This window comes from Pirellulales bacterium (assembly GCA_036499395.1).
In the GTDB taxonomy this organism is placed as follows: domain Bacteria; phylum Planctomycetota; class Planctomycetia; order Pirellulales; family JACPPG01; genus JACPPG01.
In genome coordinates, this window is sequence record DASYDW010000064.1 from 186,994 (window position 1) to 207,827 (window position 20,834).

A 20,834-nucleotide genomic window follows, 5' to 3' on the forward strand; every position below is an offset into this window, starting at 1 on the left:
CACGCCAGTTGCATTCGCTTGAAACATCTTTCAGGGTCTCCGTCATGGCCATGCATACCGACACGTCGCTGCCTCCGGATCTGGCCGAATTGCAGGTCCAGATCGAGGAATACGCGCGCGGCCACGGCCTGGACTTCTTTCCGACCATCTTCGAGGTTGTCGATTGCGACCAGCTTAATGCCATCGCGGCTTACGGGGGCTTTCCCACGCGCTATCCGCATTGGCGCTTTGGAATGGAGTACGAGCAGCTTTCGAAGGGCTACACCTACGGACTGCAGAAGATCTACGAGTTGGTGATCAATAATGATCCTTGCTACGCGTACTTGATGAAGTCGAATGCGACGACGGACCAAAAGTTGGTGATGGCCCACGTCTATGGGCATTGCGACTTCTTCAAGAACAATGCCTGGTTCGCCAATACCGATCGCAAGATGATGGATCACATGGCGAATCATGGCAATCGGATTCGCCGCTATATGGATCGCTTCGGCGTGGAAGCGGTGGAAGAGTTCATCGATTGCTGCCTGAGCATCGAAGACCTGATCGACGTCCATTCGCCGTTCATCAAGCGGCGCGACGACCGGCCGCGATTTGACATCGGCCCGCGCGATGACGAAGACGACGAGTCGGTGCCAGGTCGCTTTCAGGCCAAAAACTACATGGACGCGTTCGTCAATCCGCCCGCCGCGCTCGAAGCCGAAATGGCAGCCCAGCGGCGGCATCGCGAAAAGGAAGAGAATTTTCCGGCCGTGCCGCTGCGCGACGTGATGCTGTTCATCCTCGAGCATGCTCCGCTAAAAACCTGGCAGCTTGACGTCCTGTCGATGCTGCGCGACGAGGCGTACTACTTCGCACCACAGGCGCAGACCAAGATCATGAACGAGGGCTGGGCCAGCTACTGGCATTCCACGATCATGACCCGTCAGGGCTTGTGCGCCGCGGATGTGATCCACTACTGCGATCATCACTCGGGCACGATGGCCACCTCGCCCGGCCGGTTGAACCCCTACAAGCTGGGGATCGAGCTATTCCGTGATATCGAGGATCGCTGGAACCGCGGTCGCTTCGGCCGCGAATTCGAGGAATGCGATGACCTGGCCGCCAGGCGAGACTGGCATCAAGAGACGAGGCTCGGCCGCAAGAAGATCTTCGAGGTCCGCGCGATCCACAACGATTTGACATTCATCGATACCTTTTTGACGCTCGATTTTTGTCGGGAACATAAATTGTTCTCGTTCGGCTACAACCAGGAAGCCGATTACTATGAAATCGAGAGCCGAGAATTCCCCAAGATCAAGCAGCGATTGCTGTACAGCCTGACCAACCGCGGCCAGCCCCTGATTACGGTTCGCGACGGCAACCACAAGAATCGCGGTGAGCTGTTCCTGTCGCACGAGTTTAATGGGGTCGAACTGCACACCGGCTACGCCAAAGACACGCTCAGCGCTTTGGCCCGCCTGTGGACCCGCCCGGTCCATATCGAGACCCAGTTGGAAGGCGTGTCCACGGTGCTCAGCTTCGACGGCACGGAACATACCCAGAATCAAGTGACCGCGCAGGCGGTTAAGGGATAAAAGACTATAGCGTGGTCCGGCGTCAGGTCGGAAAAGTTAGGGACTTCGCTCCCGAGTGCCTGGAACAGGGGCCTCGTCGGTTGATCTCCGCAAGGAAGCAACCAGGGAGGGAACGAAAGAGGTGCGTTTATGACCCTGCTCGCACAGGCACGTGTTACCCTGCAAACGGCTCAAGCGCCGTTTCGGTTCGATGTCGAAGACGACGGCCAGCGACTGACCTGCGACTTCACGGTGCTCGATTCGCTGGCTTGTGCGCTGAGCCACTTCGAGCTTTCGACCGCGGCGCTGGCGACGAAGACGCCGGACGATTTGAAGCGGTTGGGCGAGAAGCTTTCGGCGCGGCTCACCTATTTGCTGGAACCGATCAACCCGATCGAATTCGACGCCGAGCAATGCGTCGTGCAATTGCGTTCGAACCCGCCCGATCGAGACGAAGACCGCACCAGCTACTACGAGCTGGTCGCGAAGCGCGGCGGATCACTCAGTCTGTGCCGGTACGTGAAGACCCCCGGCAATGTCCGCGAAACGGTCCCCATGCACCTGACGCGCGAAGTCTTCTTCCGCCTGGTGGGTGACTTCTCGGCCGCTGCCGCTTAAGTTCCGAGGGAATTAATCGACGCGAATCGGCGCCCGCGATCGCGTCCCTTCGGTGCCCGGCGTGGTAATCTTCCGGCAGCCCCTGCGGATTCCTGGCCGGATTCTGGGGACTTGATAATCGGCGCCGTTTCGGCAAACTAACAGCCATGATTGCCAAAGACATCAAACGCGGCGCGATTCTCAACTACCAGGATGCCCCTTGCATGATCGAGGGGATTTCGGTGCAGAGCCCCTCGGCTCGGGGCGCCGCCACGTTGTATAAGTATCGGGCCAGGAACCTGGTCACGAAACAGAAGGTCGACATTGTGCTGAAAGGGGGCGAATCGCTTCCCGAGGCAGATTTTCAACGTCGCCCGGTCAAATTGATGTACTCCGACGCGTCGGACATGCACTTCTTGGACGAGGAAGATTTCAATCAGTACACCCTCCCCTTGGCCGACATCGAAGAAGAGGCGAAATACCTCACCGATCGGCTCGAGGGTGTGCAGATTCTGATCTACAACGATCTGGCCGTCGGCCTGCAAATTCCGCAAACCGTTGAGCTGACGATCAGTCAAACCGATCCGGCCGTCCGCGGCAATTCGGCCACCGGCCGCACGAAGGCCGCGACGCTCGAAACCGGCCTGGTCGTGCAGGTGCCCGAGTACCTGTCGACCGGCGAAATCATTAAGGTCGATAGCCGCACCGGGGATTTTCTCTCCCGCGCGTAGCAAGACCGATCGGACGCGGCGAGACAGCTACTCTACCGCGGGCAGTCGCGCCCGCACGGCCGCGCATAGTCGCAGCATCGCATCGACGTCCAGCTCCTCGGCCCGAGTTGTGGGGCCGAGTTCCAGAGACGCCATGATTTCGTCGGCGTCGGTCTTCGTGAAACGCCCCTTGAAGGCGCTGGCCAGTTCGCTGCGCAGGAATTTGCGGCGATGGAAGAACATCGACCGTACGAATTCGTGGAAGAACGCACGGTCTGGAATCCGACTGCGCAGCTCCTCGTCGACCACGACGTGGATGATCGCCGAGTTGACTTTCGGCCGCGGCCAAAAAACCGTCGGCGGCATCACCCGCACGAGTTCGATGCGACACTGCGCCTGCATCCAAACGGTCAGGGCGCTGTAATCCTTGGTGCTGGGACGAGCCATGATGCGATCGGCCAATTCCTTTTGAATCGTCACCGTCATGCTCGTTGGTGTTAGATCCCCGGCAAGCAAGTTCGAAATGACGGGCGTAGCCACGGCATACGGCAGATTGGCAACCAGCTTGAATCGGCGTCCTGGCGCAGCATTCAGCTCCTGTCCGACCGCCTCCAGCACTTCGTCGGCCAGGTTGTTCTTGTTGCGCAGCGCATCGAGCGACAGGAGCCGTACGTTCTCGCAATCGATCAATTCCTCGCTGGCCAATTGATGCAATTGCTTATCAATCTCGACCGTCACCACGGCCGCCACCAAGGGCGCCACGAGCGCAGTCAGCGAGCCCATGCCCGTACCGACCTCCAGCACGACGTCCCGCTCGTCGAGTTGCGCCGCGTCTAACAGCAAGCGCAGCAGATTCAGATCGACGAGGAAATTCTGCCCGCGCTTGGCATTGGGCTCGAGCCCCACTTCCCGGAAGCGGCGCATCAAAAACGACTGCGTTTGCGTATTGGTCGAGATGGTCATCGCCTTTCTATTGTGGCATCTGCCACGCAACGGTTTGCTGCTGAACGTACTTGGCTACCAGGTCGGTTTCCAGATTCACCCGGCTGCCAGGGGCCAGCCTACCCAGGGTGGTGTGGGCCAGCGTATGCGGAATCAACGCGACGCTGAAGCGGGTCGGCTCGACACCCACCAAAGTCAGACTGACGCCATCGACGGCAATCGAACCCTTGCTGGCCATTTGCCGGCGCAATTCGGGCGGAAACTCGAACCAACAGGTCGACCAGTCGGCATCATCGTCGCGCCGCTCAAGCTTGCCGACCGCGTCGACGTGCCCCGTCACCAGGTGGCCACCGAGTTTGTCCCCCAGCGCCAGTGAAAGCTCAACGTTAACCCGATCTCCGGGCGCAAGCTCTCCCAGATTCGTACGACTCAGCGTTTCGGCCCCGGCCTCGAACGACAATAACGCGCCGTCGATTGCCACACAGGTCAGGCAGCAGCCATTGATCGCCACACTATCGCCCAACTGCGTCGTCGGCGCTTGCTCCGGCGCGCGCAAAACCAGCAATTGGCCCGGCGCGCGAGCTTCGACTTTGGCAACTTCGGCGAGCGATTGTACGAGACCGGTGAACATAATAAGTCGGCAGCAGGCAGAGGGCAGTTGACAGAGTCGGAACTCATTTCATGCGGCGCAAATAATTCGAGCGATCGCAATCATGCTTGCGCTAGCGCGCGAACGCTCAGAAGAGCGGATCTTTATGCGGCTGGCGATCGACATATTCCTGCCAGGCGTATTGTATTGGCCCCATCGCCACGAACCCGCAGCACACCATCGGCACCGCATAGCCGCGAATGACCATGATCGCGACCGTGGCGAACATCAGCCCAACGATATGTCCCAGGCTGCGCTGACCGGAGAACATTTGATTGACAAGATGAGGATAGGGAATGCGCGACACCATCAGCAGTGCCACCAAGGCTGCGAAAAACGGCAAAACGGTCTGCAGCGCCGAGTCGATGCTTTCGGCAAACACCAACGGGTTATCCGCCTTGCGGAGTGTGTAAAACATAATCGCAAAACCAGCAATCGAGGCCGCGGCGGCCGGGCTGGGGAGCCCAGTGAAATGCAAATGGTCATCGTCTTCGCCCGTGTCGATCGTGAACCGCGCCAGGCGCAGCGCAGCGCACGAAACATACGACGCCGCGATCACCCATGCCCAATCATGGTGCAAATAGGTAAAGCTGGGACACATTTTCACTAGCAAGAACGCGGGCGCGACGCCAAACGTCACCAGGTCGGACAGGCTGTCGAGTTGGGCGCCAAAATCGCTCGTCCAATTCGACAAGCGAGCCACATGCCCGTCCAACGCGTCGAACAGCATGGCCAGGAAGATCAACCAGCCGCTCAGCATCACGTTGTGCGTCGGATCGTTCTTGTCGAGCGCTTGCATCGCCTTCATGGGGCTGCGCGTCCCGAGCGGCGACGCGATCGGAATATCGCTCGACGTCGGCGCGTCGACGCGCGCCGCCACGACGATCGCGAAAAACCCGCAGACCAGGTTGGCCAACGTAAACATCGTTGGCAAAACCGCCACGGTACGAATGCGTGCCATCATGCTCGGTGTCTCGATTCGGTGGCGCCTCCGGCACCGTCCACAAAATGACTCTCGGAACTTTATGTTCTTATTCGGCGTCTTTGTAGCGGGCCAGGATGCTGCTTCCGGCCACGACTCGCTCGCCGATGCGCGTCACGATCTCCAACCCTTCGGTCGCCGGCAGGATCAACTCGGTGCGCGAGCCCAGCTTGATCATGCCGAAACGATGCCCACGCGATACCGACTCGCCCGGTCGCAGGCTGCACACGATGCGGCGGGCAAACTGACCGGCAATCTGCCGCACAACCAACCTGCGTCGCGCGGGGCTGGCATCTTCCAGTCCGATCCACATGGCCTCGTTTTCCCACGCACTGTCGGGGCGCAACGCACTCAGGAATTTGCCTGGCGAATACTTCAAGCATAGCACCCGCGCATCGCAGGGACTACGGTTCAAATGGACGTTAAAGATCGACAGAAACAGGCCGATTCTTACCGCCGGCCCTCCCACGAACGGATCGTTTTCTAGCTGCGCGATTTCGACAACCTTGCCATCCGCCGGCGACACCATAAGCCCAGGTTCTTGCGATATCCGACGCGGCGGATCGCGGAAGAAATAGACGATCAGAAATAGAACCACGGCAAGTGGTATCGCGAGTGGCCAGAATCGTGACAAAGCCAGCGCCACGGTCCCCGCCAGAAGCGGGTAGCCCATCAGTTGCAGTTCGGCCAACCCCCATCGGGCAAACGGGATCCGTTCGCGCCAGGCGAAAGGATCGTCCGCCGGGCTCCACGCGGCTGTACATAAATTGCGGCAGTATTTCAAATCGCGCGGATCGAGAATCTCGTGCGGCGCACCCGTCGTGTCGCCCTGACGCAAAGCAGCCATGCGAGCCACATAACCGCGGCGGAAGGTGCGCAGATACCATCGTCGCACATGCCCCCAAGCCAGTTCCAAGCTGTAACAAACGCCACCCCCTGGCTGTACGCTGGTGATGTTCGCTGGCAGCGGTTCCACTCCTGCCTGGTGGGATTCAAGATCAGCGTGGGGCATCGCGAACTGTCGTGGCCTGGTGGGGCCGTGGCCTGAGGGGGTCATCAAGGGGTGGTCCGCAAGTCGGCCCCCCAGAGAGAGCCGCTGCACCGACCAATCGTACCGGAGGCACGTCTCACTCGCCAGGAGACTGCTTTTTCCGCGTTCGTCAGCATTGCGCCCCAGTTCCCCGTACCAGAGCGACCGTTCCGGCATGCTCGGCCGAAAGCTCTGCGCCCCCTCCTTGAACGCAGAGGGGGGCATATCGCACAATGGCGTTCGCACGAATCGCCCGCCCAGCGGTTTACGGTCCACGCCCGCGGACCCTCGGTCGAACCGCCGCCCGTCCGATTGCTGCCGCGACTGCGAGCCTGTCACTGCGGCGCCGCGTCGGATGTTGTCCCGAACCTCAAGATTCCCAGGAGAGCAGAGCCATGCCTTCTACGATTGTTGATATTCATGCCCGCCAGATTCTCGATAGCCGCGGCAATCCGACCGTAGAAGTGGACGTGCGATTGGCCGGCGGTGCCTTTGGCCGGGCCGCGGTCCCTAGCGGCGCCAGCACCGGCGTTCACGAAGCGTGGGAGCTGCGCGACACGGGCGACAAGCAATTCGGTGGCAAAGGCGTGGCCAAGGCGGTCGAGAACGTCAACGAGAAGCTGGCCGCCGAATTGGTCGGCTCAGACGCGCTCGATCAAACGGCCATTGACCACCGCATGATCGAGCTCGACGGCAGCGAGAACAAGAAGAACCTGGGAGCTAACGCCATCCTGGGCGTTTCCCTGGCAGTCGCACATGCCGCGGCCGAACATTGTGGCCTGCCGCTGTACCGGTACCTGGGCGGCGTCGGCGCTCGCGTCTTGCCCGCCCCCATGATGAATATCATCAACGGCGGCGCGCACGCCGACAACAAAGTCGACGTGCAGGAATTCATGGTCATGCCGCTGGGCTTCGAGCGTTTCAGCGACGCGCTGCGAAGTGGCGTCGAGATATTTCACTCGCTGAAGAAAGTCTTGCAAGCGAAAGGCTTCAAGACTGCGGTCGGCGATGAAGGGGGCTTCGCACCCGACCTGGGGAGCAATACCGAAGCCTTGGACGTTATCGTCGAGGCGGTGGGCAAGGCCGGCTACGAAATCGGGAAGCAGGTGTTCATCGCCCTGGACGTCGCCGCGACCGAACTGTTCGATAGCAAAACAAAAACGTACACGATGGATGGCCGGCAATTGGACGCCGCCGGCATGGTCGAATTTCTGGCCGGCTGGCGGAAGAAGTATCCCATCTGTTCAATCGAGGACGGCTGCTCCGAGGACGATTGGGAAGGTTGGAAGCTGTTGACCGAAAAGATCGGCGCCACCACGCAATTGGTGGGAGACGATTTGTTCGTAACCAACACGAAGCGTCTCGAGCGCGGTATTCGCGAGCACATCGCCAACAGCATTCTCATCAAGGTGAACCAGATCGGCACCCTGACCGAGACGATCGAGGCGATTCAAATGGCGCATCGCAATGGTTACACGAGCATTTCCAGCCATCGTAGCGGTGAGACCGAGGATGCCACGATCGCCGACCTGGCCGTGGCCCTGGGCACAGGGCAGATCAAAACGGGCTCCCTGTCGCGCACCGATCGCACGGCTAAGTACAATGAATTGCTGCGGATCGAAGAAGCACTCGGCGACGCGGCCGTGTACGGCGGCCCGCTCTTCCCCAAGCGTTAGTAGCCGTTTTGCATAGCGGTAGGTCTCGGTAACCAGCCTCTGTGAGACCGGACCGGACTTATACGCACTGGCTGCAGAACGCGAAGGAATAGCGTGACGCGGCTCGTCATGCGCCGTCTGGCTGTGGAGGCATGCGGCATGTCCCCGGATGAAAATATTCCTCGGCCGAGCCCAGCCGCGCCTATCACCGATTCACCTTGGTTCTGGTTGGTGCTATTCGTCGCCGGAGCACTCATGGCGATCGTCGTTATCGGGCCGAAGCACGCCTATCGCCAGGCCCGGCTCGAACGGATGAATGATTCTCGCGAGCAGATCGCGCGGAATGAAGCGGGCGAACTTCCCGAGGATGATGCGCCGGCGCGCGAGCTCGATGCTCGGGCAGCTCGCCAATTCACGCTGGGGCCGCTGGCCGCGGTGCTGGCCTTGCTGTTGGCCGTTGGCGCTGCGGCGCTCGGTGTGCTTGCATTTCTTAGGGCAGATGCCCGGCGAGGCGCGCGGCGTCGCGCGAAAGAAAACCCATGAGCTGGCTTGTCGAAGATCCCACACCCACGCTCGTGGCCATCGTGCTCGTCGAGGCCTTGCTCGTGCTCGCGCTGGTGAAAACCGGGCGGGGCATTTTGCTGGCCGTGATGGTCGGAGTGGCGCTACTAGGGACAGGATTACTGGCGCTGGAATGGATGGTCGTCACCGACAAAGAATCTGTCGAAGAGACCCTCACCGCGGCCGCGCACGCGCTCGAGGCGAACGATCCGGAAGCGGTGATTCGCTTCATTGATTCGGCCTCGCCGATGCGCAGTCGTGTCAAGCAAGAGATGTCGCAAGTCACGATCAGCAAGGCGTCGTTCAGCCGCCTGGACGTGAAGTTCAATCGACTCGTCAGCCCTCCCACGGCTGAGGCCGACTTTATGGGCTATATCAACGGCCGTGATCGGCGCGGCGAACTGCCGTACGAGAATTTCGCCGGCCGGTTCATCGTTCGCCTCCGCCGCGAGGGGGAAACTTGGGTAATGACCGACTACGAATTGCATGACCGAACGGGCGCCAGGCGTTGAGCCGGCCTACTGCATCGTCCGACGCTCGATCATCAATTCTCCCTTGTCAGGCATGTAGATGTACTGACTGTCGTCAGGCAACTCGGGCAGCTTGATATTGTTGGCCTGGATGATGTCGCGCATGAAGGCGTCATGCGTCTTCGGCAACTCGCCATGCTCTCCCTTGTAGAGATTCATCGCTGACTCCAAGGACAGAAACACCGCCTTGTCCTGGATGCGCAGGAACGTGCTCGTCGGCGTGGCCAGGACGCCCTTGCCGATTTCCTTGGCCGCGATCCCCTTCTTGGTCAGATCCTCGGACGCTTTTTCTTGAACACGTGCGGCCGGCGGAGGGACAATTGCAGGAGGCATTGGCGCCGGCGGAGCGCTACCAGCCGTGGCACTCGCCGCGGGAGCTGGTCCACTAGGCTGTGCCGTTTCGCCACAGCCGATTGCCAAACAAATAACGCCCAACAGCGGCAACCAACTGCTCTTCATCGAAAGCTCCTCTGATGGATCGGGGGCGAAAGGCGGCCGCTTGTCTTTCCTAGGAAAGTCCTACAGCGGAATCCCTACAGTTTCAAATCCCACTTGCGCATCGAGTCCAACATATCGTGTCGTGTTAGATCGAAATCCAAGGGCGTTACCGTCACATAGCCGGCCAGGAGAGCCGTTAAATCCGTTTCGTGATCACCGGGTCGCGGCGGAGGATCACTCGTGGCCCAGTAATAGTTGCGTCCGCGCGGATCGATGCGTTTCTCGAAATGCTCGCCGTACCGCTCGACACCCATCGGCACGACCTTAACCCCCTTCGGCTGCTGCAAGGCGGGCGTTGGGATATTCACGTTGTAGAGTTGCGGACGATCTCCCTTACGGTCGAGGATCTGCTGAATGACCTTCGCCGCAAGCGTCGCCGCCTTGTCAAAATCGGCGTGCTCGTTGAACTCCAACGACACGGCGATGCTGTTAATGCCGAAAAACGCTCCCTCGATGGCCGCCGCTACGGTGCCCGAATACAGCACGTTGATGCCGGCATTCAATCCACCATTGATGCCGCTGACAACCAGTGTCGGCCGCGTCGGGCAGAACTCGAAAATACCCAACTTAACACAATCGGCCGGGCTCCCCTCGACCGCCCAGCCCCGCCGGCGATTCCCCTCGAAGACTTCCTTCACCACAAGTGGGCTGAGGAACGTGATCGAATGGCCGACCCCACTTTGTTCGGTGGCGGGCGAAACGACCGTAACGTCCCCCATTTTCCGCAGTTCTTGCTCCAGGGCCGCCAATCCAGGCGCGTAGATTCCATCGTCGTTCGTCAAAAGTATTTGCACGCGGTTTCTCGATGGCAGGCGGTTCTTGAAAACGAGTAATTTGTCGCAGTCGCACTATAACGCCGTGCCGGGCCAAGCGGCAACGAACCCTATTCAATGGCCAGCGGGAATCTTATAATCTTCTGTTTCACCCGGCGAACGTCGGGCTTTTTTCGTTTTAGGGCCCCGGCCATTCCCGCCCAGGGTCCACCGACACTCGTCATTTTGCTGCCCATGGCTTTGGACACCGCACCCGCAAACGCCGCTCCGGCGAGCACCACGGACGAAAAGGTGCTGGTCCTCGATTTCGGCGCTCAATACGCGCAGTTGATCGCCCGGCGCGTCCGCGAGCAGAACGTCTATTGCGAGATCGTCCGGCACGACATTACGCCCGCGCGGTTACGCGAACTGGCGCCGAAAGGAATCATCCTTTCCGGCGGCCCGTCGAGTGTCTACGAGCCCGGCGCGCCCCATTGCGACCCCGAGATTTTTCGGATGGGAATTCCCGTGCTGGGCATCTGCTACGGCATGCAACTGGCGTGCGATGCCCTGGGAGGCAAGGTCAACAGCGTCCAGGCCCGCGAGTTCGGCCGCGCGAACTGCGAAATCACGAACGACACCGACCTGCTCTCTGGCCTGCCGCGGCATACGCAAGTCTGGATGAGTCATGGCGATCAGGTCACTCAGGTCAGCGATGATTTCGAAGCCTTGGCGACCACGTCGACCTGCGCGATCGCGGCCGTGCGGCATAAAACGCTGCCAGTTTACGGCGTGCAGTTTCATCCCGAAGTGACGCACACGCCGCAAGGGCGCGAAATACTCGCCAATTTCGTGCGTCGCGTGTGCCATACGACGGGCGCCTGGCAATTAGGAGATTTCGCCGAGCAGTCGATCGAAGCGATCCGTCGCCGTGTCGGTAATCGACGCGTGATCTGTGGTTTATCCGGCGGCGTTGATTCGTCGGTCGTCGCCGCGCTTTTATATCAGGCCATCGGCAGCCAACTCTCCTGCATCCTGGTCGACAACGGCCTGTTGCGCAAGGACGAAGCGGCCGCCGTGATTCGCGAATTCTCGGGACATTTTCGCACCGATCTGCATGTTGTGCAGGGCGAGGAGCGATTCCTCGCCGCCCTGGCTGGTGTCAGCGACCCGCAAGAGAAACGTAAGATCATCGGCCGGGTCTTCATCGAGTGCTTTACGGACGAGGCCGCCAAGATCGAAGGGGCCGAGTTTTTGGCCCAGGGAACCCTGTACCCCGACGTCATTGAAAGTGGCGCGGCAGTCGATGGTCCAGCAGCTACGATCAAGCTGCATCACAACGTGGGTGGGTTGCCCGAGGACTTAAGCTTCGAATTGATCGAGCCGCTGCGCGACCTGTTCAAGGACGAAGTCCGCCGGCTGGGCTCGCAACTCGGCCTGCCCGATGAAATTGTTTGGCGGCATCCCTTTCCTGGCCCCGGCCTGGCGGTGCGTTGCCTGGGGCCCGTCACTCGCGAGCGGCTGGACCGATTGCGCGAGGCAGACTGGATCGTGGTGGACGAAATCCGCAAGGCCGGCCTGTACCGGCAAACGTCGCAATCCTTTGCCGTGTTGCTGCCGGTGCAGAGCGTAGGCGTGATGGGAGACGCGCGAACTTACGAAGAAACAATCGCCGTTCGCTCGATCGATAGCGAAGATTTCATGACCGCCGATTGGAGTCGGTTGCCCTATGACCTGCTGGCGCGAATTTCGACGCGCATCATTAACGAGGTCAAGGGAGTGAACCGCGTGGTCTATGACATCAGTTCGAAGCCCCCGGCCACGATCGAGTGGGAATAGGCTCGTCAGACTAGCTAGTCACGAGTTACTGCATCTATGGGGACCGGAATCCGTGGCGATGGCGATCCCGGGCCTCGCATGAACTGTCCATTGCGCCAAAACTGAATCACGATCGCTGGCAATAACCGAACGAGATTATGAGCAAGCAATACATCTATCAAATGGCCGGCCTGACGAAGAAGTTCGGCCAGCGCGAAATTCTGAAAGACGTCTGGCTGGCATTCTATCCCGGCGCCAAGATCGGCGTGCTCGGGCGCAACGGCTCGGGCAAAAGTACGCTGCTGCGCATCATGGCCGGCGTGGATAAAGAGTTCGACGGCGAGTCCCGCCTGACCGACGGCTTTACCGTAGGCTACGTGCCACAGGAGCCAATGCTCGACCCCTCGACCGACGTGCGCGGCAATATCGAGCAGGCTGTCATCGAAACGCGGCAACTGCTGCAAAAGTTCGAGGAGATCAACGCCCGCTTTGCCGAGCCATTGGACGACGCTGGCATGGAAAAGTTGCTAGCCGAGCAGGCCCGCGTGCAGGACAAGATCGACGCCGTCAACGCGTGGGAACTCGACCGGCAGATCGAGATCGCAATGGACGCGATGCAGTTGCCACCAGGGGACGCCGACGTCAGCACGCTTTCAGGTGGTGAGCGGCGCCGCGTGGCGTTGTGCAAGATGCTGCTCGAAAAGCCCGACCTGCTGCTCTTGGATGAACCGACCAACCATCTCGACGCCGAAAGTGTCGCATGGCTCGAGCGGCACTTGGCTGAATACCCTGGCACAGTCGTGGCCGTCACGCACGATCGCTATTTCCTCGACAACGTGGCGGGCTGGATTCTGGAACTCGACCGCGGGCGGGGCATTCCCTGGGAAGGGAATTACTCCTCCTGGCTCGAGCAAAAGCAAAAGCGATTGGTCCTGGAAGAAAAGGCCGCTTCAGCCCGACAAAAGACCCTGACACGCGAGCTGGAATGGATTCGCATGGCTCCTCGGGCCCGCCAGGCCAAGAGCAAAGCCCGCATCAAGGCCTACGAGCAGATGTCGGCCGAGGCTTACGAGGACCGACAGGAAGAATTCGAAATGCAGATCCCGCCGGGCAAGCATCTCGGCGAATTAGTGATCGACATGGAGAAGGTCAGCAAGGGATACAACGACCGGTTACTTATCGATGACCTGAGCCTGCGTCTGCCGGCCGGCGGCATCGTCGGCATTATTGGGCCGAATGGCGCCGGCAAGACGACGTTGTTCCGTATGCTGGTCGAAGCGGAAAAGCCTGACGTTGGAACCGTGCGAGTTGGACCGACGGTCGAAATGGGCTACGTCGACCAAAATCGGGACGCCCTCGATCCTGAAAAGACGGTCTTCGAGGAGATTTCCGGCGGTTACGATAACTTCGACATCGGCAGTCGCAAGGTTCCTGCCCGGGCTTACGTCGCGCGGTTCAACTTCTTGGGCACGGACCAGCAAAAGCTAGTCGGCAAGCTATCCGGCGGTGAGCGAAACCGCGTTCACCTGGCGAAGCTGCTCCGCCGCGGGGCTAATGTTTTGCTGCTAGATGAACCGACCAACGACCTGGACGTCGACACCCTGAGGGCGCTTGAAGAAGCGATTCTCAACTTTGCGGGCTGCGTCGTCGTGATCAGCCACGACCGCTGGTTCCTGGACCGGATTGCCACTCATATTCTGGCGTTCGAAGGGGATGGTTACGTCCACTGGTGCGAAGGGAATTTCCAGACCTATGAGGAACAGCGGCACACACGTCTGGGCCTGGACGCCGACCAGCCGAAACGGTTCCGATACAAGAAGCTGCAGCACTAGGAAGCCCCCATTCCAGACTCTCTTTCGCAAGAAAAATGCACGTCGGTGGCTTGCCAGACACCCGCATTTGTAGTGCATAATAAAGAAGTTCTTTAGCCGCACCGCGCGGAACTTGCCCAGGCAAGGCGAACGTTCGTCGCCGCCGGTCAGCGTCTTCCAAAAGCTGTTTCACCTCGCGGCTCACTTTCGATTTTTTTGAGGAGTCGGTTTGCAATGACGGTGCTGCACTCGGGTTCGACGAAGAAGTTTGCCGCTGGTTGGGAAGGAATTTTCACGCGCCGCACCACGAAGGGCGCGGCGACGGTGAAAGTGGCCGCAACAACGCCGGCTAAAAAGAAGACCGCCTCGCAAAAGCCCAAGACATCAAAGGCGGTGAAGCGCCGCGCACGTTAGCAATTCAGGTCTGATCGAAGGCATTCTATTTACGAATAAACGTCCGCAACCGCCTGGGCGTGAATGCCATGTCGCATTCCTCCCGCGTCCTACCGATTCGCCGTGTCTTGCAGCAGGCCAGCGGGCGCGTAGACGGCACCCCGCCCAGGATTTAGAATCGAATCCTGTAGTCGATGCAATTCGGCTGCAACATGCGGGCGTAGCTCAGTTGGTAGAGCGCTAGCTTCCCAAGCTGGATGTCGACGGTTCGAGTCCGTTCGCCCGCTCTAGACTTACGTCGACTCTCTCCTAGCATTGCAGAGATAACTGCAGAGTTAGGAGAGGGTCGTATGCAAAAGACACGTAAACGGCGCGAGCCGCAGCCCTTCTTTCGCAAAGCCACGAAATCGTGGTACGTCCAGCTTGGCCGCCGTCAGGTTCCCTTGGGACCTGACAAGGACGCCGCGTGGGACGAGTACCACCGGCTGATGACCGAGCGCAAAGACATCGAGGCCACCGCCGACGCTACCGTCTGCGCCGTGCTTGAGGCCTTCCTCGATTGGGTCAAGGACTGGCGCTCCGCAGGAACGTACCGTTGGTATTCCGAGAACCTGAGCAAGTTTGCCCGCCACATCGGCACCAGGCTTAAGCTCCTTGAACTCCGCGAGCGGCACGTCACCGCCTGGATCGACGAGCAATACAAGGGGCTCGCCCCCGATACCATCTACGGCGCCATCCGTGCCGTCCAACGGGCCATGAACTGGGCGGTGAAACGAGGCTACATTCCCAAGAGCCCGCTCAAGGACATCGAAAAGCCACAGCAACGCCCACGCGAGACGGTCATCACGCCTGACCAGTTCCGCGAGATCCTCGCTCGCTGTGCGGACGAGGAAGCCCGCGACCTCTTTACCACCCTGTGGGAAACCGGCTGCCGCGTTCAGGAAATCCGCCACGTCGAGGCAGCGAACTTCAACGAGGCCGATCACTGCTGGAATTTTCCCCGTGAAAAATCCAAGGGTAAGCGAACCCCCCGCACGATTTACCTAACCCCGACGTCCTTGGACATTACCGCCAGGCTTGCCGCGAAGTATCCCACCCGCCCGATCTTTCGGAATAGAGACGGCAAGCCGTGGAAGACCAATGCCATCGTCCTTCGCTTTCAGAGGGCGGCCAAGCCGCTTGCCAAGGCCTGCACGTTCTGTGACGGCACCGCCATTGCCTTTGTCCGCGGCCCGCACGTGCCCCAAAACGAGAAGCTTGGCCGCAAGCGACGATACGCCTGCCAGGATTGCATCACAGCCAGGAAGCTCACCAGGAAAATGCTAGGTGACATCCCCTTGCCGATCCGTGGCCTGGAGGATGCATGCCCGACCAGCTTCCGGCACTCCTTTGCCACGCGTGCGCTGAAGAACCGCGTTGCCGGCATGACCTTGAGCGTTCTGCTCGGCCATACCGACACCAGGATGGTAAGCCGGGTCTACGGCCACCTGGAGCAAGACCCAGGATTCTTACGTGAGGAGCTGCAACGGGCGACGGCTATGAAGGGCCATACCGGATAACGGAGGCCGTCTTACCGCAGCTTGAGATGCCGGAAGCCCGACTGCGGCTTAATCGCAGGAGGAGGCGGCTCAACGGCCGCCTGTTCAAGAAACTTCCGCACACCTTCCTCCAAAATGCGAATCGCACCCCGGCCGCGGCCAAGGCGGTAGGATCGCAGCCGCCCATCGGCGATCGCCGCATATACCGTCCCCTGCGATACGCGAAGCCGTTCAGCGACATTCTTTACCGTGTACATGATGCCACCCGCTCACGGATTGATCCACTTCCACAACCACTTCGACCATGCCCAAAGCTGTCCAGGGTTCCGTTCCACGAAGCCCCCGAGCTTGTACATGCCGAAACATAGCCCTAGGAAAAACAAGTTTGACAGGGACATCGCGTCACTCCCCTTGATCCGACGGCGATTCGTGCTTCGAAATGCCATAGCCGACAAATTCCCATGCACGACGCATCGCGCGCCCGCTCGCGGCGCGACCCGCGACCAGGCCCCGCACCAGCCATTCCCAACCAGCGCCAAGCATCGACGCGCCAAGGTCATATGACCGGGCAATCCAGGTGTACGGCGGCAAATCAAGAACGGTGCTGATCGCTATTACTGCCAACACAGCTCCTACCACCAAGGCAGGATCATTGTCATGCATGATCATCACTCCATATCGATTCCAGGATCGTCCGGCCCGTCCAAGTCGATGTCGTAGTCCTGTTCTCCACCCATCGAAATGTCGTCTTGCTCAAAATCTCGATCATTGATCCGGCGAGCATCGGCAATCTCACCGGGGGTTGGCGTACCGTACAGGCCATACTCAGGTTGCTGCGCGATGTTGGACCCGGTGTAAACCGCGGCCCGAAGCTCATTCAGTCCCTGCCGCCCCATTGCCTTCAAATGTCCTTCGCCGAACTTTTCACTGCCGTCTGAACCCATTGCTAACTCCCTGTACTTAAGACCTATTCACCACGCAGACCGCGGAAACGCTCCGCGATATCTTGCTGTTCGCAAACGGCATCATTCATGTCCCAAGCCCGCTTGCGCATCCATTTCTCCGTTTCCCATGCACTCAAGTGCAAACAAGCCGATGCCACGCATAGATAGAGGGCGAGGGCCGGAGTCAGATGTAGGAGCACCATCCCGGCTATGAACACAAGCATCGGTTCGACATATTTCTTGGCTTTGTCGTCCGACTGCCGCGGAAACGTCGTAAGCACGTTCGGTCTTCCGGAATAGCGAGTGTGGTCGCTCTGCCCGCGCCGCATTCGCAGATAGCCACGAATGGCCTTGGCGATAGCGGCGCCCAAGAACAGGAAATAAAAGCAGACCATCGGAAACGCATCGTTAGGGCTCCACGCCTGGCAATAGCCAGGAATCAGTACTGCCGCCAGGACGGCTTGCGCGCCGATGTACCGTCCCCCGAAATCGCGGCGAATGAATACCTCGATCGACACAGCGATACTGTTGATCAGAAGCGACAGTCCGTTAAACCATCGCGTGCCAACCATTCCACCGCGGCGGTGATCACTTGTGCCACGTTCAACGACGCTCATGTCTCATCGCTCCTATTGACGGAAGGTAACCGGCAGCCAAGTACGCCCGGTTGCACGGAATAACCGGCCACCCTGAAAGACGATTGAATCGATCTGGCCGCGATTGGCACGCCCTCCGCGGCGCAGCGTCGTGAACTCGCGAGGCTGCACCTCGAAATCAACGTACTCACTGACTCCAGCCGTCGTTTGCGTGCGCCTGCCCATGCTCCAGAAGTCGCTGCCGCCCTCGTCCGGTAGCGTCGAACTTGTCCCATTGGTGAGAAACTGCCGCTTTTTGCCAATCAACGCTGCCGCCCATTCATTCGTGACAGGATCACCATTGGCCGTGAAGATTTTCGTATTGAGATTGGCGAAGAGAGAGTTCGCCTGGTATTCGCCCTGATCGCTGCCGCCAAGCGCCGCGTACATGTTGCTGATGTTCTGCGTCAGGTAGACGGTCGCCACGCGCGAGCTTCGGCAAGTGGTCTGGAACTGCATGTCATAGGCTGTGGTGACAAACTGCGCTTCATCAGCCCAAAGAAAAACGGGCCGCTTATTGCGCGCCATGTCCCTCCGTTCGATCGACCTCTGAAACGCAGTCTTCCACAACACTTGTGCGTACTGGCCAACCTCGCCAAATTCCTTGGTTGGAAGCCCAATTACCAAAACTGCTCCTGCCTCAATCGCTTCCGGGGTAATGTTCGTCTCGCCGCAGAAGAGCTGCGCCAGCACTCCTCGCTGGATCACATCGACCATGCTGGTGAAGGTGCTAACGACTACGCTTCTAGTCCGCGACGAAAGTGCTGGATACTCGACAAAGAAATAGTCGGCGACGATTGCAAAATCGTGCGCGCGAGAAGCAGACTTTGGCTGCGCGTCGCCTTCACGCAGACACTGGAAGCAAAAGGACGTTTTCTTCCATTCGTTTGAATCCCGTTGCGCCAGGGAAGTCGGTGCCGATATTACGGCCTGGTACAGCTCCGGAACGGACACTCGTCCTTTCGCCATGACCAGCAAATCGACGACGTTGCGTAGCAATTGACGGTTGGCCCGCCGAAAATAGCCTTCATCGGCTCTTCCGGCCTGCCCCGACTGTCGCTCGGCCACCTCCAGCATCTCGCAGAACAGATGGACAATGTTCTCCGTAAGCCCGGCGCCCGGTCCTCGCCGCTTAAGCTCATAGTCAAGAAAATTGAATCGCAACGGACCGCGTGTTGAAAAGACGTAGAAATCCTTCAATCGCCCCGTGGCACGGCAGTAGTCTTCCCACACCTTGCATTCCTCGGCCTTCGCGGTGAGTACGAGCCCTCCCATCCCTGCAGAGAGGTATGCGCGTGCAAGCGATTTCCCCGGACCTGTGGACTTGCCGCTGCCGGTGGCGCCGAGCACCAGGCACCCCTCCGTCGCATCCGAGAGGCAAAAGTGATCGCTCTTTGAAAAATTGAGCAGCGAGGCGCTCAGGTTCGAGCAATACGATTTTCCGAATGGCCACATCGCAGTGCTCCTCTAGACCTTGGCAGCCTTCGTCTCGGCGCGCAGGGCACGCACAAAACCTTGCAGATCAACCCCGCGTGCTTGAGCGCGTTGCGCTCGTTTGAGTACCTCGCGTACGGTTTCGATGAACGCGTCCAGATCCAACTCATCCGCCTGGACGGTGACCGAACGCGAGCCGGCGAGCACCGCCGTAAGACGCTTGGGTGAAGCGGAGCTGTCGATGTCCTTTGGTCCACTCGCCGGCTTCCGAGCAGCTACGATGTCGGCGCGCGTCAACTCGCCGTTGCGCAATTGTGGAAGTAGCGCCGTGCGTTCCTCTGACGACATCAAGCTAAGCTCGTAGAGTTTGCTGATCCCAAGCTTTCCTGAGTCAGCCAAATCCTGAAACGGTTGTTCGAGCGTCAAAATCGAACGGTGCCGCGTAACGTCCGCATCGCTCGTTTGGACGTAGACAGCAACTTCCGTCGCCGTACAGCTCCTCAGCTCCATCAGACGCTCGAATCCCCGAGCCCGGTCCGTCACTTTGAGCGGAATGTACTGTGCGTCTTCACCGAGTTGCGCCCTTAAGGCTTCTTCTTCTGTGATCGCAGTCTCGTCGACCAGCACCGGTATCACCTCTTCGCCGGCCTTCTGCGCCGCCCAAGCGAGCACATCGCCGGCAATCAATTCGCCTTGCGAATCGATGTAAGGGAGATGCAATAGCCCATTGGCCTTCACACTCTCAATTGCCGCAGTTCCCTCTTCCTTCGGAATGCTTTTGCGAAGTTGATGTGTTCGTTTCAACGTCGCCGGATTGACTTCTTGCAGTTTCATAGCCATGCGGCTCTCCTTTTTTTCCGATCGTCACCTGTGACCGACACCGACCGGCGACACACGCCGCCGGACCACTCAACAACTAGTTGAATTGATCCCGAATCAATCTCTGGACTTCGCGGACCTCGAAATAATTCAGAGCGTCCACCGACCTGCCATAGAGACCCTGGGCCAGATGGCTGGCCCGACTACCCATCGCACTTCGCTCCGACGGCGGAAGCGACAGATAATAGATGGATGGTGCGCCGATGGCTGTGCCCAGAAGTGCGCACAGGAGTTGCATTGGTCGCGTGCCTCGCATGGGCATTTCCCTTCCTATGTTCGAATTCCTCGGGTTTAAAATGGCTCGCGCGGTAGCCTGGTTCCACCGCGCGAGCACCGGAGTTACTACTGCCCCTTGGGAGCGTCGTTGAGGTAGTCCAGGATCAGCTCAACGGCTGCATGCAACAGAAGTTGGAGCGGGGACATTGAAAGCTCCTTTTTTGAAATTGCGGATTACCGGTTAATGCTGCGCCGACATCCGCAAGCGACGCGCATCGATTCGAAAAAACCTGATCGCACAAAAACACTTCGACATTCCCCAGCGGGCACGCTCCCGCTGGGCGCCCACTCGGCCCTAAACTGCAGTAATGGACCCGAGACCGAAGAAAATAATTTGGAGCAAAATCTCGATCACGAATTCGGCCAACAACATCGACATTTCAAACTCTCCTTTTGCCTTGCGGACAACTCATCCATTCAACGACAACCAGTTCACGCGACCATCGCACTTTTCGATGTCTTCTAGCAACCGACGCTAGACATCTCCCGAACCAAATCGATCAAGAGCCACACAACGAAATGGATCCAAAACTCGATCATCCTTCTCTCTTGGGTTATGGGATTAGTTGTTTGTCGATTGAGCGACGTAGCTCATTCGCGTCTCTGGAGCCGCAAGCGACAACGACTATGAGCCTAAATGAATACGC

General features: G+C 59.3%; 21 protein-coding genes and 1 tRNA gene. 11 read left to right on the top strand and 11 right to left on the bottom strand.

What is annotated here, in order from left to right; all coding sequences use genetic code 11:
- Positions 1-44: 44 nt before the first annotated feature.
- From VGN12_11930 to VGN12_11940, 3 genes are all read left to right on the top strand, one after another.
- Positions 45-1,574: a SpoVR family protein gene (locus VGN12_11930; protein ID HEY4310152.1), complete on the top strand. Its 1,530-nt coding sequence runs from the start codon at positions 45-47 to the stop codon at positions 1,572-1,574.
- Between the two features lie 129 nt (positions 1,575-1,703).
- Positions 1,704-2,171: a hypothetical protein gene (locus tag VGN12_11935; protein HEY4310153.1), complete on the top strand. Its 468-nt coding sequence runs from the start codon at positions 1,704-1,706 to the stop codon at positions 2,169-2,171.
- Positions 2,172-2,317: 146 nt separating this feature from the next.
- Entirely contained in the window at positions 2,318-2,881 is a 564-nt protein-coding gene (locus VGN12_11940; GenBank protein ID HEY4310154.1) for an elongation factor P, read from the top strand.
- 27 nt (positions 2,882-2,908) lie between these two features.
- On the opposite strand, the gene rsmA is transcribed toward VGN12_11940, so the two are convergent.
- The 4 genes from rsmA to VGN12_11960 form a co-directional block, all read right to left on the bottom strand.
- A complete protein-coding gene (gene rsmA / locus VGN12_11945) occupies positions 2,909-3,823 on the bottom strand; it encodes a 16S rRNA (adenine(1518)-N(6)/adenine(1519)-N(6))-dimethyltransferase RsmA (protein ID HEY4310155.1) in 915 nt (304 codons plus the stop codon).
- A 7-nt stretch (positions 3,824-3,830) separates the two neighbouring features.
- Positions 3,831-4,433 (bottom strand): riboflavin synthase, encoded by a 603-nt coding sequence (locus tag VGN12_11950; GenBank protein HEY4310156.1) that lies wholly within the window; start codon positions 4,431-4,433, stop codon positions 3,831-3,833.
- A 106-nt stretch (positions 4,434-4,539) separates the two neighbouring features.
- Positions 4,540-5,415 carry a CDP-diacylglycerol--serine O-phosphatidyltransferase gene (gene pssA, locus VGN12_11955; protein HEY4310157.1) on the bottom strand — a complete coding sequence of 292 codons (876 nt, stop codon included), beginning with the start codon at positions 5,413-5,415 and terminating at the stop codon, positions 4,540-4,542.
- A 67-nt stretch (positions 5,416-5,482) separates the two neighbouring features.
- Positions 5,483-6,445: a phosphatidylserine decarboxylase gene (locus tag VGN12_11960; GenBank protein ID HEY4310158.1), complete on the bottom strand. Its 963-nt coding sequence runs from the start codon at positions 6,443-6,445 to the stop codon at positions 5,483-5,485.
- A gap of 413 nt (positions 6,446-6,858) precedes the next feature.
- On the opposite strand from VGN12_11960, the gene eno reads away from it, so the two are divergent.
- The 3 genes from eno (at position 6,859) to VGN12_11975 (ending at position 9,191) form a co-directional block, all read left to right on the top strand.
- Positions 6,859-8,139 carry a phosphopyruvate hydratase gene (gene eno / locus VGN12_11965; GenBank protein ID HEY4310159.1) on the top strand — a complete coding sequence of 427 codons (1,281 nt, stop codon included), beginning with the start codon at positions 6,859-6,861 and terminating at the stop codon, positions 8,137-8,139.
- Positions 8,140-8,277: 138 nt separating this feature from the next.
- Positions 8,278-8,661 carry a hypothetical protein gene (locus VGN12_11970; protein HEY4310160.1) on the top strand — a complete coding sequence of 128 codons (384 nt, stop codon included), beginning with the start codon at positions 8,278-8,280 and terminating at the stop codon, positions 8,659-8,661.
- Positions 8,658-9,191: a hypothetical protein gene (locus VGN12_11975; GenBank protein ID HEY4310161.1), complete on the top strand. Its 534-nt coding sequence runs from the start codon at positions 8,658-8,660 to the stop codon at positions 9,189-9,191. Before VGN12_11970 ends, VGN12_11975 begins: the two co-directional genes overlap by 4 nt.
- Before the next feature lie 6 nt (positions 9,192-9,197).
- Here the strand turns inward: VGN12_11975 and VGN12_11980 are convergent, their stop codons facing one another.
- Positions 9,198-9,668 carry a hypothetical protein gene (locus tag VGN12_11980; GenBank protein ID HEY4310162.1) on the bottom strand — a complete coding sequence of 157 codons (471 nt, stop codon included), beginning with the start codon at positions 9,666-9,668 and terminating at the stop codon, positions 9,198-9,200.
- A 74-nt stretch (positions 9,669-9,742) separates the two neighbouring features.
- The gene (surE, locus tag VGN12_11985; protein HEY4310163.1) at positions 9,743-10,501 is read right to left on the bottom strand and encodes a 5'/3'-nucleotidase SurE; all 759 of its coding nucleotides are present in this window, start codon (positions 10,499-10,501) and stop codon (positions 9,743-9,745) included.
- Between the two features lie 213 nt (positions 10,502-10,714).
- Here surE and guaA point away from each other — a divergent pair, with 213 nt between their 5' ends.
- The 5 genes from guaA (at position 10,715) to VGN12_12010 (ending at position 16,040) form a co-directional block, all read left to right on the top strand.
- Positions 10,715-12,298 carry a glutamine-hydrolyzing GMP synthase gene (gene guaA, locus VGN12_11990; GenBank protein ID HEY4310164.1) on the top strand — a complete coding sequence of 528 codons (1,584 nt, stop codon included), beginning with the start codon at positions 10,715-10,717 and terminating at the stop codon, positions 12,296-12,298.
- A 137-nt stretch (positions 12,299-12,435) separates the two neighbouring features.
- Positions 12,436-14,109: an energy-dependent translational throttle protein EttA gene (ettA, locus tag VGN12_11995; GenBank protein HEY4310165.1), complete on the top strand. Its 1,674-nt coding sequence runs from the start codon at positions 12,436-12,438 to the stop codon at positions 14,107-14,109.
- Between the two features lie 213 nt (positions 14,110-14,322).
- Complete coding sequence (locus VGN12_12000; GenBank protein ID HEY4310166.1) at positions 14,323-14,502, top strand: hypothetical protein; 180 nt, start codon at positions 14,323-14,325, stop codon at positions 14,500-14,502.
- Between the two features lie 193 nt (positions 14,503-14,695).
- Positions 14,696-14,768 (top strand) — tRNA-Gly (locus VGN12_12005).
- A 63-nt stretch (positions 14,769-14,831) separates the two neighbouring features.
- The gene (locus tag VGN12_12010) at positions 14,832-16,040 is read left to right on the top strand and encodes a site-specific integrase (protein ID HEY4310167.1); all 1,209 of its coding nucleotides are present in this window, start codon (positions 14,832-14,834) and stop codon (positions 16,038-16,040) included.
- A 381-nt stretch (positions 16,041-16,421) separates the two neighbouring features.
- On the opposite strand, the gene VGN12_12015 is transcribed toward VGN12_12010, so the two are convergent.
- From VGN12_12015 to VGN12_12035, 5 genes are read right to left on the bottom strand one after another with little or no spacing between them, the layout of a single operon-like run.
- The gene (locus VGN12_12015; protein HEY4310168.1) at positions 16,422-16,682 is read right to left on the bottom strand and encodes a hypothetical protein; all 261 of its coding nucleotides are present in this window, start codon (positions 16,680-16,682) and stop codon (positions 16,422-16,424) included.
- A gap of 5 nt (positions 16,683-16,687) precedes the next feature.
- Positions 16,688-16,963, bottom strand: coding sequence for a hypothetical protein (locus tag VGN12_12020; GenBank protein HEY4310169.1), 276 nt, complete (start codon positions 16,961-16,963; stop codon positions 16,688-16,690).
- A 23-nt stretch (positions 16,964-16,986) separates the two neighbouring features.
- Positions 16,987-17,580 carry a hypothetical protein gene (locus tag VGN12_12025; protein ID HEY4310170.1) on the bottom strand — a complete coding sequence of 198 codons (594 nt, stop codon included), beginning with the start codon at positions 17,578-17,580 and terminating at the stop codon, positions 16,987-16,989.
- A gap of 12 nt (positions 17,581-17,592) precedes the next feature.
- The gene (locus tag VGN12_12030) at positions 17,593-19,053 is read right to left on the bottom strand and encodes a TraM recognition domain-containing protein (GenBank protein HEY4310171.1); all 1,461 of its coding nucleotides are present in this window, start codon (positions 19,051-19,053) and stop codon (positions 17,593-17,595) included.
- 12 nt (positions 19,054-19,065) lie between these two features.
- Positions 19,066-19,872, bottom strand: a complete 807-nt coding sequence (locus tag VGN12_12035; GenBank protein HEY4310172.1) for a hypothetical protein — start codon at positions 19,870-19,872, stop codon at positions 19,066-19,068.
- Positions 19,873-20,834 lie beyond the last annotated feature (962 nt).

Coding starts and splice junctions, on each gene's coding strand:
- VGN12_12000 (HEY4310166.1), top strand. CDS start 14,323: ATGACGGTGCTGCACTCGGGTTCGACGAAGAAGTTTGCCGCTGGTTGG.
- VGN12_11980 (HEY4310162.1), bottom strand. CDS start 9,668: ATGAAGAGCAGTTGGTTGCCGCTGTTGGGCGTTATTTGTTTGGCAATC.
- VGN12_12035 (HEY4310172.1), bottom strand. CDS start 19,872: ATGGCTATGAAACTGCAAGAAGTCAATCCGGCGACGTTGAAACGAACA.
- VGN12_11960 (HEY4310158.1), bottom strand. CDS start 6,445: ATGCCCCACGCTGATCTTGAATCCCACCAGGCAGGAGTGGAACCGCTG.
- rsmA (HEY4310155.1), bottom strand. CDS start 3,823: ATGACCATCTCGACCAATACGCAAACGCAGTCGTTTTTGATGCGCCGC.
- ettA (HEY4310165.1), top strand. CDS start 12,436: ATGAGCAAGCAATACATCTATCAAATGGCCGGCCTGACGAAGAAGTTC.
- VGN12_11975 (HEY4310161.1), top strand. CDS start 8,658: ATGAGCTGGCTTGTCGAAGATCCCACACCCACGCTCGTGGCCATCGTG.
- VGN12_11970 (HEY4310160.1), top strand. CDS start 8,278: ATGTCCCCGGATGAAAATATTCCTCGGCCGAGCCCAGCCGCGCCTATC.
- VGN12_11930 (HEY4310152.1), top strand. CDS start 45: ATGGCCATGCATACCGACACGTCGCTGCCTCCGGATCTGGCCGAATTG.
- VGN12_12025 (HEY4310170.1), bottom strand. CDS start 17,580: ATGAGCGTCGTTGAACGTGGCACAAGTGATCACCGCCGCGGTGGAATG.
- VGN12_12020 (HEY4310169.1), bottom strand. CDS start 16,963: ATGGGTTCAGACGGCAGTGAAAAGTTCGGCGAAGGACATTTGAAGGCA.
- VGN12_12030 (HEY4310171.1), bottom strand. CDS start 19,053: ATGTGGCCATTCGGAAAATCGTATTGCTCGAACCTGAGCGCCTCGCTG.
- VGN12_12015 (HEY4310168.1), bottom strand. CDS start 16,682: ATGCATGACAATGATCCTGCCTTGGTGGTAGGAGCTGTGTTGGCAGTA.
- VGN12_11935 (HEY4310153.1), top strand. CDS start 1,704: ATGACCCTGCTCGCACAGGCACGTGTTACCCTGCAAACGGCTCAAGCG.
- guaA (HEY4310164.1), top strand. CDS start 10,715: ATGGCTTTGGACACCGCACCCGCAAACGCCGCTCCGGCGAGCACCACG.
- VGN12_11940 (HEY4310154.1), top strand. CDS start 2,318: ATGATTGCCAAAGACATCAAACGCGGCGCGATTCTCAACTACCAGGAT.
- VGN12_12010 (HEY4310167.1), top strand. CDS start 14,832: ATGCAAAAGACACGTAAACGGCGCGAGCCGCAGCCCTTCTTTCGCAAA.
- VGN12_11950 (HEY4310156.1), bottom strand. CDS start 4,433: ATGTTCACCGGTCTCGTACAATCGCTCGCCGAAGTTGCCAAAGTCGAA.
- eno (HEY4310159.1), top strand. CDS start 6,859: ATGCCTTCTACGATTGTTGATATTCATGCCCGCCAGATTCTCGATAGC.
- pssA (HEY4310157.1), bottom strand. CDS start 5,415: ATGATGGCACGCATTCGTACCGTGGCGGTTTTGCCAACGATGTTTACG.